Origin of the sequence: Pandoraea anhela (assembly GCF_902459655.1) — a bacterium.
In the GTDB taxonomy this organism is placed as follows: Bacteria; Pseudomonadota; Gammaproteobacteria; order Burkholderiales; family Burkholderiaceae; genus Pandoraea; species Pandoraea anhela.
In genome coordinates, this window is record NZ_CABPSB010000036.1 from 1 (window position 1) to 14720 (window position 14720).

The window sequence follows — 14720 nt, forward strand, 5'->3', positions numbered from 1 at the left end:
TGGGCTGAGTCCTGTGCAGTACAGAACCCAGCCCTTAACCGCATAACTTTCCCGTCCAACTTTACGGGGTCAGTTCAATTCCTGCGGTCCGTCTGGCGCTCAAACGGGCTCACTTGACGATCGACGACATCGCCGTCATCGAATGCAACGAGGCGTTTGCGGCGCAATCGTTAGGTGTATGCACGGGGCTCGGGCTCGCCGCCGGTCGCGTCAACCCCAACGGCGGGGCAATTGCGCTGGGTCACCCGCTGGGGGCCAGCGGAGCGATCCTCACCGTCAAGTGCCTGTACGAGTTGCAACGCATCAACGGTCGCTATGGCCTCATCACCATGTGCATTGGGGGCGGCCAGGGAATCGCCATGATCATTGAGCGACTTGTCTGAACGAGACGCGTCTCAGGCCCGGCGGTTCAACGGCACCGGTAGTCTCCGTGTCACACACGCCGCCTAAAGTGCGGATCATCCCAACGACCCAGAGCGATCGAGCATGGATGATGAGAATGCATACCCCATTGGCCCCGATCTGGCGCGTCGGCGTCTGCTTGCCGCAGCAGGGATCGGAACCGTCGGCGGGTGGGTGGGCCTCGCCGAGCATGCTTCGGCGAGCGCCGTGTCTTCCGCGACATGGCGATCGGCACACTTGATCGATGCCAGCGTGCCGTCCGTCGCGGGCCTGCACCTTCAGTTCGGCAGTGATGCGTCGCGGGAAATGGTTGTCTCCTGGCACACGCTACGACCGATCGCGAACCCGCGCGTTCTGGTCGGACGGACCGACGGACGGCTGGATCGCACGGTCGCCGCGCGAGAGGTCAGTTACGTCGACGACAAATCGAAGCAAATTGTGTATGCCTACCACGCTACCGTTGCCGGGCTTGCTGCCGATTCCGAGTACCTGTATGCAGCGCTGCACGATGGCGCGGAACCCCAGTTCGCGACTTTTCGCACGGCGCCGCGAGGCCGTCGGCCGATACGATTCACCAGCTTCGGCGATCAGGGCACGCCGACCGTGGGCAAGATGCTCGTGGCGCCGGGCGGCGCAACGTCAAAACGCACCTACGTCAACGACAATCTCGGCTCGCCTGCTGCTGGCGACACCACCGCTGGTGTCGAACGATTGCAACCGCTGTTCCACTTGTTCAACGGCGATCTTTGCTACGCCAACCTCGCACAGGACAGAGTCCGCGCGTGGTGGGATTTCTGGAACAACAACACCCGCAGCGCTCGTTACCGGCCGTGGATGCCCTCACCGGGCAACCACGAGAACGAACTCGGCAACGGGCCGATTGGCTTCCGCGCTTATCAGACATACTTCTCGTTACCTGCCAGCGAGGGACAAACCCAGGTGACGCGCGGGCTTTGGTACGCCTTTACTGCAGGCTCGGTGCGGGTGATTGCCGTCGCCAACGACGACGTGTGTTACCAGGACGGCGGAGACAGCTACGTGCGCGGCTACTCCAACGGCGCGCAAAAGGCATGGCTCGAACGTGCACTCGCTGCCGCCCGCGCCGACACGTCCGTCGACTGGGTGGTCGTCTGCATGCATCAGGTGGCCATCTCAAGCGCCGATAAGGCCAACGGCGCGGATCTTGGCATCCGCGAGGCGTGGCTGCCATTGTTCGACAAGTACGGTGTCGATTTGGTGGTTTGCGGTCATGAGCATCATTACGAGCGCTCACATCCCATTCGCGGCCAGCAGGCGAACGGTACGCTCACGCCGATTCCGGCAACCACGGGCATCGACGTCATCGATACCACGAAAGGAACCGTGCACATGGTCATCGGCGGGGGCGGCACTTCAGCGCCCACGAACGAATATTTCTTTCATCCGCCATGCTGTCGCGTCATCACCGGTGTTGGCGAGCCCGACCCCAAGACCGGCAAACGTCAATCCGTTTACGTAACCGAGAAAGCCCCTTGGTCAGCCGTGCGCAACACTGCGGGCGCATACGGATTTGCTTCGTTCGATGTGGACCCCGGAAAATATCCCGGCGATATGACCGAGATCCGCGTAACGTACTTCGACGTGCTCGGGCCCGACGGACGCGTAGCGCCGTTTGAGCGATTTACGCTGCGCCGACCTCGCCGCGATGGTTGACGCCCCGGCACGCGCTGCGGACCCTGCCCTTCCTGCTTCGGGCGGGGCGCGCAGCGCACCGTTGCTTACGCCTGACGTCGGGGCCGGGCTGCATGCGCCGTCGTGTGCGTTTGCGTGGTCGGCGCAATGTCTGCGCGCAGCAACAGGATCTTTAGGTGATCGCCGATGCGCTCGAGCCGGTCGTTGAAGTGGTTGACGAACACCAGCACGAACAGCGCCGTCGAGATCCCGAGCGCCGTCGCGTAGAGCGCCGTACCGATACCTGCCGACACACCCTTGGCGTCGGAGACGCCCGAGGCAGCGAGCGAGGAGAAGGTGTCGATAATACCGAGAATCGTACCGAGCAGACCGATCAGCGGCGCCGCGGTCACGATGGTGTCGAGAATCCACAGGCGCTGCTTCAGCTTGGACTTCATCGCAAGATACAGCGCGGCGGATAGCTGTGCCATATCCTCACGCGACGTCGCCTCGCTGCGCGCTTTCGCAATCTCCCGCAGTGCCCGCGCCGGCACACTGTCGTTACTTTCGAGATGGTCGGACAGCTCGTCGAGCGAGCGGTCCTCACCCAGTAGCATCGCGTCGATTTCGCGGGCGTGTTTGCTCGTGTATCGGTAAAAAATCAGACGCTCAATACTGATGAACAGCGCCACGATCAGGCACACGTACATCAGCATGAACGACATTTCATGCAGCAGTTGAGTGTTCATAGATTCCTCTTGGGGTCAGCCTGAGTCCGGAGGGAGCCCGACATCGAGCGGCTCCCTCCGACCTCCGATGTTTTGCGTTACTGGAAATCGGCCGACAGCGACACGGACAGCAGTCGTGGTGCGCCGAGGTAATAAAAGACCGTACCGCTCCCACCGCCAACCTGCACGCTCGACGGATTTCGGTACTGCCGGTTGAACAGGTTGCTCACGTTCAAACGTACCGTCGGATTCTTGAAGAAGTACGTGTTGTTGAAGCGGTATCCTGCGTCCAGATCCACTGTGGTGTACGACGGTGCGATCTCGTCGTTCATCAAAGTCGCATACTGACGTGCCGTGAACTTGGTTTGCGCACGCACATACCACTTCGGCTGCGCATACTGTATCGACAGGCCCATCAACCACGACGGATCGAGCGGATAGTCCTTGCCGGCAGTCTGCATGGTGGTGGTTGCCGACGTCTTCAGGTTGTCAAGCTGACGGCTATGGTTGTTCGTCAACGAGAGATAAGCCGACCAGCCATGGAAAGGAACTGTCCCGAATTCGAGCTGGAAGCCGTAGTTGCGCACGGCCCCCGCGTTCATATAGACCGAGTTGTTCAGATTCGGATCGTAAGCGGTGGCCTGGCGGTTCTTGTAATTGACGTAAAACAGCGAACCCGAGAACGTGCCGAAGGCGTTGTCGTTACGGTAGCCAAGATCGTACACATCGGAGGTTTCCGCTTTCACGTTACCCACGACCGTCGCCTGACCGTTGACGAACGATACATTGCCGTTGGTTGGCGAGAAGGCGAAGTTGGGCGGCGCACGGAAGTTGCGCGCGGCGTTGGCATAGATCTGATTCGCATCGTCGATCGAGTAACGCACGCCCGCCTGCGGCAGGAAAGCGTTGTAGTCCTTGATCACGTTGTACCCGATCTGCGAGTTGCTGCCTTCGTTCGGGAAATTCGTGAAATCGCGGCGCACGTGTGGCGTGCGGAAGCCGAGCGTCACATTGAGCTTGTCGGCAAGCAGCGACACGGAGTCCGCGAGAAAGAACTGCCACGACGTCGACACCGTCTTCCAGTTGCGAGATTCGTACGGCTGTCCGGTCGGGCCGACGATCTGGTTGTTCTGCAACCAGACATCGCTGGGCGAACCGTCGGCGTTCACCAGCACTGCCGGGCCGGTCTGACGGTGCACAGCCCGCTCGAACCAGAGGCCGGCCTGCACCTGATGATTCCCGAGTTGTTGCGTCAGGGTGGTGGTAATGCCCGGACGTTCGGTCCGCGTCACGCTGCTGTTCGCCACGATAATCTTGTCGAGCGTATCGCCGTCGCCGTTCAGATCGCGGCCGGCACCGATCTTGCCTGTCGCCGGATTCAGGAAGCCCGTTTCCGATAGCACCACTTGCTGCGTGCCGCCCGTACCGAAGCCATACCAGAAGTACGGTTGGATCTTCAGCTGCGTGGTCGAGGTAAGCCGGAAGACGCCGGTCACCGATGCAATGACGTTTTCGAACGGGTTTTGCGCCAGCTTGTAAAACGCAGGGCTCTGCGACGCTTCGTTTTGCGCGGTGCCGTTCACCGGCGGCAGGTGCCCCACGAACTGCGACGCGTAATCGCCGTAGTAGCCGTTCTGCGCAAGCTGTGCGAGCGACGGGCTATAGATGTTGTTGTTGATGGCCCGGTTGTAGTTCATCGAACCGGTGATGTAATTCGACTTGTCGATGTCGAAGCGGAAACCGAAATCGACGTGATCACGCTTGGCGCGACCGTCGCCCTTCCATTTGTCAATCTCCGCGTGCGAATACGAGAGAAAAACCTTCGCCATGTCGTTGGCGAAGCGGCCCGAATCGAAACGCACAAACGAGTTGGTCAGCCCAAGCCCGCCCACCGTCTGCGTCACGCGTGCGCGCTTTTCGTCTTCGGGCTCGCACGTCACGATACTGACGTTACCACCGGTCGAACCGACGTGCGGCGCATCGAGGTCGGTCACGCCCTGTGTCACCGTCATTGCGCAGGTATTCGCGTTATCGAGGAACTCTTGCGGATAGACGGCGAAGTTGCCGGAGTCGTTGACCGGCACGCCATTGATGGTGTACCCGATCTGATCGGAGTTGAAGCCGCGAATCGACAGACCGCCGCCGAACAGTCCGCTGGCGTCATAGCTATATGTAGCCACGCCCGGGAGCAGGCCGATCGACTGGAACACGTTGCCCGTCGAGCGTTCCTTCTCGAGTTCGGCGCGCGTGACGGTGCTGCGTGTCTTGGGTTCGTCTTCACGCACCATCATGCCGTTGCCCAGCTTGTCGCCGTCGCCGGTAATCGTGACGGTGCCGATGTTGGATGAGGCGGGGTTGACGGGGGAGGCGCTCGCCGCAGCATTGTCGGCGCTTTGCGCATACGCTACGCCAGCGTGAAGCAGCAGCACGTTAGCCGCAATCATCGATAGACGCATTACGGGCTGATTTAGCCGTCTGCGGTTCGTTTTGAGGGAAGCATTCATTTCGGTCTACTGGTTATGGTTACGGAGGCATGGATGGCGGTGATGCACCGACGCCTCGGCAAATTTCACGCGGCACTTGACCGCGTGATCGCGGTGGATACAACGATCGCTTGGGTGTTGCCCTGGATTGCCGCGCGGTGTCTTAGCTGTTGCCCGGCAATTGGTAATCGATCTTCATGCAGAAGGCGTGCTGCGCCTGTCCGGCAAAATGCGAGTCCTGAAACGGCGGATAAGTCGTGCCCTCCACCAGATGCGTCGCCGTGTTGTCGAGCAGCAGCGACCCCGAGCTGTTCGTAACGTTGACGTCCTTCACCCTTCCGCCACGATCGAGCGTCACACACAGCGCCACGGTGCCAGTCGGTTTTTCGATCATCGCCTGACGATTGGTCGGGTACTTCTTGCGCGACTCAACCAACGTGCGCAACGCGCGTTCATAGTCGTGATCCGGATCCCCCTTGTTCGCGGTCGCGGCTCTCGGTGCCGGCTTTGCGTCGGCAACCGGTGCAGCGGGTGTCGGATTGGCGCTCGCGGTTGGCGCAGCGTTGGACGTGACCGGTGCAGCGGGGGCTACCGGCTGCGCAGCAGGGGCCGGGGCTTGTGTTGACATCGGGCGCGGGGCCGGATGAGGTTCCGGTGACGGGCGCGGTGTCGGCGCAGGCTTGTGCTCCTGCCTCGGCGCGGGCTTTGGCTCCGGCTTGGTCTCGGGGGTCGGCTTTGGCTGAGGGGGAGCGAGGTCGATCTCCGTCAAGACCTCAGGTGGCTTGGGGACAGGGGGCGCCATCAGGCTGCGCAGGCTGGGGCCTACCATGGCGACGAGCGCGATCAGCAGCGTCAATCCGCTCGCCACCCAGTCCCTGCGGTGGTAGATCGGCGCGGTCATCGACGAGGCGCTCATGATGCCTTTGCCCGTGTTGCGATCGAGATCTTGCTCACCGATGCTGCCTTCAGGGCATCCATGACATCGATGACGTGCTGCATCATCGTGCCTTCATCCGTTTTGAGTGTGACCTGCGCCTTTGCCGGGTCGCTGGCTTTCTCCTTCACCCGAGCGCCGAGCATTTCTAGCGTTGTGTCATTTCCGTCGACCTGCAAAGCGCCATCGCGAGCAATTGTCACGACGATCGGCTTGTCGGGGTTGAGCTGTGCGGCGCTCGACGACTGTGGCAGCGTGGTCGACAGACCACGCGATGGGATCACGTTGATGCTCAACAAGACGAAGAACACGAGCAGGAACATCATCACATCGATCATCGGGATGATCTCGATGCGCGCGTGCCGCTTTGGAGAATCTTCGAAGTGAATCATGGCGCCGCCCCTGAAAAATATGCGGCATTATTTTTGAGGTCGATTAAGTTTCCATGACGAACGTGAGGATTCGTTGCGTAAACCCGTCTTCAGGATTTATCTCGTAAACCGAACAAATTTTCACAAACCTCGAATACGCTGACTCGCGGCACTTATGACGATAACGGTCCGGCTTCGGGCGGCGCGTTGAACAACGTCACGTCACGCAACTGAAATCATTTCGTAAACGAAATTATCGATTTCGAATTTTTCGTTTACGAAGCGATGCAAGCTCGACACGGCAGCTTTTCATCTGGATATTTCGCTGCACAGGAACATCGGCAATCAATCGAGGACGTCCATGCGACACACGCTTTGCGCCATTGCGATCGCGATTTTCGGTACTTCACCGCTCGCGGGCGCGACTCAGGCATTCGTCATTCCGGGCTTTGAACTCGTGCATACGGCCCCCGTCGGCGCCGGCGCAGATAGCGATGACTTGCGCGATTCCGTTGCCACTTGGACGGCCATGTTCGACGCGGCCACAACCTCGCTAGACATCGGCCAGTTCTATGTTTCCGGCAAGCGAGGCAGCAGGATGGATGAGGTGCTCGACCATATGGAGGCTGCGGGTCGTCGCGGCGTGAAGATTCGTTTTCTCATGGAAGCGAAAGGTGTGCGCATGTCGGACGAAGAGACGCTCGCCCGCATCAAGCAAATCCCGAACCTTGATTTTCGGATATTGGACTTCTCGAAGGTCGGTGGCGGAATCATTCACGCAAAATACTTCGTTGTGGATCGTCGTGAGGCGTTTGTGGGGAGTCAGAACTTTGACTGGCGCGCACTCGAACACATCGATGAAACGGGGGTGCGTGTCAGCGATCCGAAGGTCGTTGAGCAGATGCAAGCGATCTTCGCGCAAGACTGGTCATCACAGTCAGTCATTGCACGCGGTGGCGAACCGACGGTTCTTAATCATGGCATCGTGCGTGCCGATCTCGCTCAGCCTGCGTTTCTCGTCGCGAGCCCCAACGCATTTAATCCGCCGGGTGTCGGCGATTCGCAGACGGCGCTGCCGGCACTCATTGAGCAAGCGAAGCACTTCGTCAGGATTCAGTTGATGGATTACGCACCGCTGTCCTTTGGAGCATCGGGCAAGCGCCCCTATTACGGCGTGATCGACACCGCTTTGCGCACGGCTGCGGCGCGCGGCGTGAAAGTGCAGCTCATGGTGTCGAATTGGAATCTCAAGCATCCCGACGTCGATTACCTCAAAAGCTTGGCGCTCGTGCCTAACGTTGAATTGCGTGTCGTGACCGTGCCGCCCGTGCCGAGTGGATTCATTCCGTACGCACGCGTCGTTCACAGCAAGACGATGGTCATCGACGATGAAGTCGCCTGGGTGGGAACGAGTAACTGGAGTGGTGGCTATTTCGATAATTCGCGCAATCTCGAAATCGTGATGCGCAACGTGAGGATGGCGCAACGCATCGCGCAGTTGCAGCGCTATTGGTGGGAGTCTGCGTACGCCGCACCCTTGGATGTGACGCGCGATTACCCGGCGCCGCATCCGGGCACGCCTTAAGCGTCGGTAAGCTGTGCATCATCGGAAAATCATGATTCATTCAGATCGCCTGGTGTTCACGGGCAAGGGTGTCGAATCCCCGGACTTGACGGGCTTGGCGGGCTTGACTCGGCGCAAGCTGTTAAAGCGCGCGGGCGCGCTCTTCGCAGCGCCGCTTCTCAGTCCATGCTCCCGCGCATTGGCGGCAAACATGGACGATCCGTTCACGCTGGGCGTGGCTTGCGGCGATCCGTCGTTCGATGGTTTTGTCTTGTGGACTCGCCTGGCCCCACAGCCGATTTCACCCGACGGTCTCGGCGGTTTGGCCGGTATGCCATCGGAGATTCCGGTGCGCTGGGAAATCGCGACTGACGACGCCATGCGCAACATTGTGCGTAGCGGTATCGCGAGGGCGCCGGCGCATTTCGCCTACAGCGTGCACGTCGAAGTGACAGGGTTGGCGGCGCAGCGTCCGTATTGGTATCGCTTCACGGCGCTCGGCGCTCAAAGCCCGGTCGGGCGAGCCGTCACGGCGCCGTGCAGGAATGCGCCGCTCGACCGCTTACGCTTCGCATTCGCCTCCTGCGCGAACTGGGAAGCGGGGTATTTCAGCGCTTACCGGCATATGGCGCAGGAACATCCGGACCTGATCGTCTTTCTTGGCGACTACATCTACGATAATTCGCGCGACCCCAGGGAGACAGGCGGCAAGCCCGTTGTCCGGCCGCATGATGGGCCGAATGCGACGGATCTGGTCGCCTACCGAAATCGGTATGCCCTCTATCGCACCGATGCCGATCTTCAGAGCGTGCACGCCATGGCGCCTTGCCTCATGACGTGGGACGATCATGAGGTTCAGGACGACTACGCCAATAATTGGTCGAAGTTCACCGACGTCTCCATGACGTCGTTCCTGAAGCAACGTGCCGCAGCCTATCAGGCGTTCTACGAACACATGCCGCTTCGTGCGAGCTCGATACCGCGTGGCCCGGATATGCGAATCTATGATCGTGTGTCTTATGGTTCACTCATCGACTTCCATGTGATCGACGGGCGTCAGTACCGCACACCTCAACCCTGCCCCTTGCCGACGACTCGAGGGGGACATGTGGTTGCCGAAAGCTGTGTGGACCGCACGGAGGCTCGGCGCACGATGCTTGGCTTCACGCAGGAAGCCTGGTTGCACGATGGGCTGCGCCGCTCCAGTGCGAAGTGGAATGTCATGGCGCAGGATTTGCTTTTCGCACCTCTGTTACAAAAGGATCCGAGAACCGGCGCGGTCGGTCACTGGACGGATGGGTGGGACGGATATCCCGCGACTCGCGAGCGCTTGCTCCGGGCGATAGCGCAATCGCGCCCAAGCAATCCCGTGATCATCGGGGGGGATATCCATTCGTTCTGGACGAATGACGTGCATTTGAACGAGCGTCCCGATTCCCCTGTCATTGCGACCGAGTTCGTTGGTACATCGGTCACCTCCGATGGGCCGCCGTATGACACATTTGCGTCGATGCTGCCGGAAAACCCGCACGTGAAGTACTTCGAAAGCCGGCATCGCGGCTACGTTTGCATCGATGTTACGCCCGAGCGCATGACCACCCGCTTTAGGGTCATTTCAGACAGGACCGACAAGAGAGCGACGGTCTCGACACTCAAGGAATTCGTGGTTTGCTCAGGCAAGGCGGGGGCGCAAGCGACGTGAGGCGTTTGGTCGTTGGCGCGGCGATTCCTCCGCAATGTCCCGGGTGGGCACGCCGTCAATGCCACGCTCCGTCACTGGCGCCCCAAGTTCGGTGGGCTATCGCTCTCGCGGGTGTGGCGCATGAAGCGGCTTGAGAATGATGATGAGGAGGAGGAGAACGCGAAACGCAAACCTGGGTAGCAGCGCTATCGCTCGAAGCGATGCGGCCCGAGATGCTCCCAAGAAATCTCTGAAGCCGGCTCGTCAGCGCATGCTGATCGAAGCATTGCGCGTTGTTTGGCATGTCTCCTCGCTGTATCGATATCCGTCGATCTCATCTTGAAGGCCATGCATGGATCGCCGTGCGAATGAGCATGGGGATGACTCGGCATTGCAGTGGGTGGCGCCCGCCGAATTCGCCCGTCAGGCAAGGAAATGCGCCTAGCCTGATAACTCACCACGCCGGAAATTTCCACCTTCAGCCGCGACTCATTCTGGCTCAGCGTCCCCCATCGCCCTCGCTCAATCAGGCATGCGCTTGAATCCGGAACACGGCGACCGCGCCGCGCAGCCATTCGGTTTGTTCATCGAGCGAGCCGGCTACGGCGGCGGCCTGTTCCACCAATGCGGCATTGCGTTGCGTCACGTCGTCCATCTGACGGATCGCGAGGTTGACTTCCCCGATGCTGGTGCTTTGCTCCCGGGACGCCGCCGAAATCTCGTTGACGATCGCGGTAACGCGGCGCACTGCGTCGACCACTTCACCGATCGTGCTGCCTGCCCTGCCCGCCAGCGCCGATCCCTCGACGACCTGCTCGACGGACTGATCGATCAGCACCTTGATTTCCTTGGCGGCTGTCGCGCTGCGCTGAGCGAGGTTGCGCACTTCGCCGGCCACTACCGCGAAGCCGCGCCCCTCCTCGCCGGCACGTGCGGCTTCGACTGCGGCGTTGAGCGCGAGGATGTTGGTCTGAAATGCAATGCCCTCGATGACGTTGATGATCTCGCCGATCTTGCGTGAGCTATCGGTGATGCCGGCCATTTTCTCGACCACATCGTTGACGACCTGACCTCCGCGTTCGGCGATCCTGGAGGCGTCGGCTGCCAGTTCGGACGCCGTGGTGGCGCTATCGGCATTCTGCGTGACGGTCTTGGTGATTTCATCCATCGTGGCGGCGGTTTGCTCCAGCGACGCCGCTTGCTCCTCCGTCCGGCTCGACAGATCCAGATTGCCTGCGGAAATCTCTTTCGAGGCGACGGTGATCGTCTCCGCGGAGGACTGGATACGTCCGACCGTGACGGCGAGTTGATCGCGCATTTCGCGCAGGGAGAACAGCAGGCTCGCGGTATCGTCGCGTCGCACGTCGATCGGCGTGGCGAGATTGCCTTGGGCGATCTGCTTCGCGATCTCCGCCGCGTTGGACGGTTCGCCGCCGATGGAGCGCGAGACGCTGCGCACCACGCGGGACGCCACCAGTGACACCAACAGGCCGAGTACGACCAGTATGGCGGCGGATCGCATCAGGGTGGCGTAGAACTGTGCCTCGATGTCGTCCATATAGGCGCCGGCGATCAGGTCCCAGTTCCACGGCGTGAAACGCTTCACGTAACCGATCTTTTCGCTCGGCGTGGTTTCTCCCGGCTTCGGCCACCAGTAGCGGAGGTAGCCGGCACCTGACGACGAACTGCCGGCTTGTGCGATGTCGTGGTAAAGCGCATTACCTTTGGCGTCGCGAAAGCCGCTCATGTCCTTACCGTTCAACTTTGGGCTCATCGGATGATTGACCATCACCGAGTCGCCGCGAACGATCGATATATAGCCGTCCGCGCCGTAGCGCTGTGCGTTCACACGGGCAATCGCTTGCTGCTTCGCGTCTTCCAGCGATAGTTTGCCGTCGCTAACCTGTTTCGCGTAATCGGCGATGATCGACATCGCCATATCGGTGACGTTGGCCAAATCCGCCCGGCGCGTCGCCATTTGTGCCCTACGTGCGTCGAGCGCATTCACCACGGTCACGATCAGGAGTGCGACCCAGCACAGCAGCATCGGCACCCACAATTTCTGTTTCAGTGTCAGGCGATTCATGATTCGTATGGACAGGGGGGAACTGGCTCGACACGCAGTGAGCGCCAATCGGCGTTGCGTACCAGGAATAACGGCGGGTGTTACGGCTTCTTTAGCCGCTCCAGACGTGATCCGGGCCCCGCCTTTGAAGATAGGACCGAGGCCAAGAGCGAGGACTAACTTCATCGAAATCGGGTGACGATGGCGGTTGCCGGGCACGACGATCGAAACGAATGCAAAGACGGCGAAAGGTATTCCACCGGCGTTAATTTACTCAACATTCCTTGAGGAATTCCCACTGACCTTACCCCTTCGAGTACACCATTCGTAAGTTAGTGGGCTCGCCGGTTTTCGGTTGATGCAGTTGACGGAATTGGTCCGGCGCCAGTGGCCCTAAGGCGCTATGCGGGCGCACCGAGTGGTCGTCAGTACACCAGGCTTCGATTCGCTTGCGTGCATCGTCGAGACCGACGAACGCATGCTGGTTCAAACATGCTTCGTGCAGTCGGCCGTTGAAGCTTTCGATGTGCGCGTTTTCATGTCCAATCTCCTGACTATGGGATTGGACGCTAAATCGTCGCGCGACTCAGATCAGGGGAGATGTCGCCGCTTTCCCGGCCCCTCGCCTCTCAGGTCTTCGCGAGCGTGTCTGATCCGCCGGACTTCCTGATGACTTGGCATTTCGCCGGAGGGTCACAGGAAAGGTGGTATCTTGAAAACCGGTTTGTGTCTTGGTAACTATCGGCGATTCACACGAAACGTCGTAGCAAAACATGAGGAGTGGTTGCATGAATTCCCTTGTGAACGAATCTCGGCATGATGAAAACCAGTCGATTCCAGACCGGACGCCACAAGGAAAAAATGGCGGATCGCGCGCCTTCCAGTTTGTAGATAATCGCCCCGCTGCCAAGCAGGCTGCGCAACTGAAAGCGATGATGAACGATCATGCGCTTCGTCAGCCGTTGCTCATCCAGAAAAAGGAAAATAAAACCGGATTGCCCGACAACCTCAAATCGGGTATCGAGTCGCTATCGAGCATGAGCATGGATCACGTCCGGGTTCATTACAACTCGCCACAGCCGGCACAACTCAATGCGCACGCCTATGCGCAGGGGAGTGAGATTCATATCGCGCCGGGGCAAGAGCGACATTTGCCGCATGAAGCCTGGCATGTCGTTCAGCAGGCGCAGGGGCGAGTGAAGCCGACCATGCAGATGAAAAGCGGGACGCCGGTCAACGATGATGCGGACTTGGAAAATGAAGCGGATCTGATGGGGCAAAAGGCCTTGCAGATGCGAACCGGCCTACCAATGCTGCACAAAGTTGTCGCCGACAGCCGCGGGCCTGTGCTTCAGGCAAAAGGGGAACGTACTGCGGTACTCGACACTCGGACTACCACACGTAGTGCTGGGGAAGCGATTCGGCGCGGCAACCGGAGTAACTCCATTACGTCCACAGTCGGACGTAGCAGCGCCAAGCTTGAAATCACCTATCCCCCACCCGACCAAGCCTTTAACACCGGCTATCGCAACAAAATTGGCGAACTCAAGGCATACGTCAGGGATCGAATGGTGGCGGCAGGCACACATACTCGCCCCCAGGCCGATCAATTGCTCGCTGACAACGACACCTTTGTACAAGCGAAGGCTGTGGAGGAAATTTCAGTCGGCAACTGCGGTGAGTTCGCGATGGTGGTGTATGCACATCTGATTCAAAACACTGACAATCAATACATCTACCGCTGCCAAATGGCCGGCAACATTCCGGGCACCAATCCGCCGAAGCCTTACGACCACTGCTTTGTGATGACCTCGCCTAATAACATGCCTGTTGTGCCGGGAGTCACGGACGCTACCGGATTCGACCGAACCACCACCACGATTGCCGACGCGTGGGACGGCTACCAGGTAATGACGTTAGCGCAATTCATGAACAGCGGAAACGCTTATCACCGGCAGCTCGCCGATAACAACATCCTGATCAACGAGGCTGCGCCCGCGACTGGCGCACAAGTCCTGCCGCCGGCAGTGCTGGGCTACATTCGAGATTGGGCGGTAACTTTCAACGCGACGTTCAATAACGAGATGCGCAACCCTGCCAGCACGTACGCAACCGTGGCGGCAGAGAGAGCGCGCAACCCGATAGGGTTCGGCACAAATGGCAGCAACGTGGTTGGCGTGGATGACAAGCGCACCTTGGCGCAAAAAATCGGCAACTCTACACCGGCTGAACGCAGCGACATCATCGCGACGGCCACCGATGCGGCACTATTTGCCTACATCGATACCCTGCCCCTCAACGCGATAACCGCATTCCTGCTCGGACTCCCTCTCTTGCGCGCTAACGGTTATCTCGTCGGGCTGGTTCCCGGGCGTTGCGGGCAAGTATTGGCAACGCTACCTGACGATAGAATCGTTTCGTATCTCAACACCTTGGCCATACAACGTCGATTGCAACTATTGGCTCAGTTGCCAGACAACAAGATCATTCATTACATCAACCAATGCTGGAACAAGGGCTTCTTCCAACGATTTGCCTTGACGAGTTCGTTCCCCTATAAGGCCGACGTTATCGCTGCCCTGCCTGATGCGCAAGCCTACCGGCTATTACAGCAACTCCCGGAGAAGGAGCGCACCAACATCCGGAGCAGCCTGCCGGCCAATGACCGCAACAGAATTGACGCCGCAGCGCCACCCATTCAAATTGTGATTGCGTGAATCTGTATTGACCCAGTGAAAACCTGCTCAAGTCATAATCGAGGAAATGACGATGAGCAAGGCGATGGAAGAAGACATCAAGCGTTGGACAGCGAAGCGCAAAAGTGCGCTGGTGCTGGACATCA

The 14720-nt window shown here is 59.6% G+C and carries 10 protein-coding genes and 2 pseudogenes; 6 read left to right on the top strand and 6 right to left on the bottom strand.

Annotated elements, in window-relative coordinates; translation table 11 throughout:
* Nucleotides 1-65 precede the first annotated feature (65 nt).
* Together PAN31108_RS25700 and PAN31108_RS25705 are read left to right on the top strand one after the other, a co-directional pair.
* Nucleotides 66-383 (top strand): annotated as a pseudogene (locus PAN31108_RS25700) (acetyl-CoA C-acyltransferase); the annotation flags it as partial.
* Between the two features lie 256 nt (nucleotides 384-639).
* Nucleotides 640-2094, top strand: a complete 1455-nt coding sequence (locus tag PAN31108_RS25705; protein WP_217426360.1) for a purple acid phosphatase family protein — start codon at nucleotides 640-642, stop codon at nucleotides 2092-2094.
* Between the two features lie 65 nt (nucleotides 2095-2159).
* Here the strand turns inward: PAN31108_RS25705 and PAN31108_RS25710 are convergent, their stop codons facing one another.
* The 4 genes from PAN31108_RS25710 to PAN31108_RS25725 all read right to left on the bottom strand — a co-directional run bounded on the left by PAN31108_RS25710 (nucleotide 2160) and on the right by PAN31108_RS25725 (nucleotide 6589).
* The gene (locus tag PAN31108_RS25710; RefSeq protein WP_150671586.1) at nucleotides 2160-2801 is read right to left on the bottom strand and encodes a MotA/TolQ/ExbB proton channel family protein; all 642 of its coding nucleotides are present in this window, start codon (nucleotides 2799-2801) and stop codon (nucleotides 2160-2162) included.
* Nucleotides 2802-2878: 77 nt separating this feature from the next.
* On the bottom strand, nucleotides 2879-5224 hold the full coding sequence (locus PAN31108_RS25715) for a TonB-dependent receptor (protein WP_246184152.1): 2346 nt from the start codon (nucleotides 5222-5224) through the stop codon (nucleotides 2879-2881).
* A gap of 202 nt (nucleotides 5225-5426) precedes the next feature.
* Nucleotides 5427-6179, bottom strand: a complete 753-nt coding sequence (locus tag PAN31108_RS25720) for a TonB family protein (protein ID WP_150671588.1) — start codon at nucleotides 6177-6179, stop codon at nucleotides 5427-5429.
* The gene (locus PAN31108_RS25725) at nucleotides 6176-6589 is read right to left on the bottom strand and encodes an ExbD/TolR family protein (protein ID WP_150671589.1); all 414 of its coding nucleotides are present in this window, start codon (nucleotides 6587-6589) and stop codon (nucleotides 6176-6178) included. The genes PAN31108_RS25720 and PAN31108_RS25725 overlap by 4 nt, the downstream gene beginning before the upstream one ends.
* A gap of 340 nt (nucleotides 6590-6929) precedes the next feature.
* On the opposite strand from PAN31108_RS25725, the gene PAN31108_RS25730 reads away from it, so the two are divergent.
* Nucleotides 6930-8153 carry a phospholipase D-like domain-containing protein gene (locus PAN31108_RS25730; protein ID WP_150671590.1) on the top strand — a complete coding sequence of 408 codons (1224 nt, stop codon included), beginning with the start codon at nucleotides 6930-6932 and terminating at the stop codon, nucleotides 8151-8153.
* A gap of 190 nt (nucleotides 8154-8343) precedes the next feature.
* On the top strand, nucleotides 8344-9834 hold the full coding sequence (locus tag PAN31108_RS25735; RefSeq protein WP_217426361.1) for an alkaline phosphatase D family protein: 1491 nt from the start codon (nucleotides 8344-8346) through the stop codon (nucleotides 9832-9834).
* Nucleotides 9835-10339: 505 nt separating this feature from the next.
* On the opposite strand, the gene PAN31108_RS25740 is transcribed toward PAN31108_RS25735, so the two are convergent.
* Together PAN31108_RS25740 and PAN31108_RS27230 are read right to left on the bottom strand one after the other, a co-directional pair.
* Entirely contained in the window at nucleotides 10340-11899 is a 1560-nt protein-coding gene (locus PAN31108_RS25740; RefSeq protein WP_150671592.1) for a methyl-accepting chemotaxis protein, read from the bottom strand.
* A gap of 283 nt (nucleotides 11900-12182) precedes the next feature.
* Entirely contained in the window at nucleotides 12183-12425 is a 243-nt protein-coding gene (locus PAN31108_RS27230) for an integrase core domain-containing protein (RefSeq protein ID WP_150671594.1), read from the bottom strand.
* A gap of 241 nt (nucleotides 12426-12666) precedes the next feature.
* Between PAN31108_RS27230 and PAN31108_RS25750 the strand changes: the two genes are divergently transcribed.
* Nucleotides 12667-14595: an eCIS core domain-containing protein gene (locus PAN31108_RS25750; protein WP_217426362.1), complete on the top strand. Its 1929-nt coding sequence runs from the start codon at nucleotides 12667-12669 to the stop codon at nucleotides 14593-14595.
* A gap of 52 nt (nucleotides 14596-14647) precedes the next feature.
* Nucleotides 14648-14720 (top strand): annotated as a pseudogene (locus PAN31108_RS26930) (DUF1153 domain-containing protein); the annotation flags it as partial.

What these genes read in the sequence shown, in the direction of transcription:
- PAN31108_RS25710 (WP_150671586.1), bottom strand. Translation starts at nt 2,801, where the DNA reads ATGAACACTCAACTGCTGCATGAAATGTCGTTCATGCTGATGTACGTG.
- PAN31108_RS25715 (WP_246184152.1), bottom strand. Translation starts at nt 5,224, where the DNA reads ATGATTGCGGCTAACGTGCTGCTGCTTCACGCTGGCGTAGCGTATGCG.
- PAN31108_RS25720 (WP_150671588.1), bottom strand. Translation starts at nt 6,179, where the DNA reads ATGAGCGCCTCGTCGATGACCGCGCCGATCTACCACCGCAGGGACTGG.
- PAN31108_RS25725 (WP_150671589.1), bottom strand. Translation starts at nt 6,589, where the DNA reads ATGATTCACTTCGAAGATTCTCCAAAGCGGCACGCGCGCATCGAGATC.
- PAN31108_RS25730 (WP_150671590.1), top strand. Translation starts at nt 6,930, where the DNA reads ATGCGACACACGCTTTGCGCCATTGCGATCGCGATTTTCGGTACTTCA.
- PAN31108_RS25735 (WP_217426361.1), top strand. Translation starts at nt 8,344, where the DNA reads ATGGACGATCCGTTCACGCTGGGCGTGGCTTGCGGCGATCCGTCGTTC.
- PAN31108_RS25740 (WP_150671592.1), bottom strand. Translation starts at nt 11,899, where the DNA reads ATGAATCGCCTGACACTGAAACAGAAATTGTGGGTGCCGATGCTGCTG.
- PAN31108_RS25750 (WP_217426362.1), top strand. Translation starts at nt 12,667, where the DNA reads ATGAATTCCCTTGTGAACGAATCTCGGCATGATGAAAACCAGTCGATT.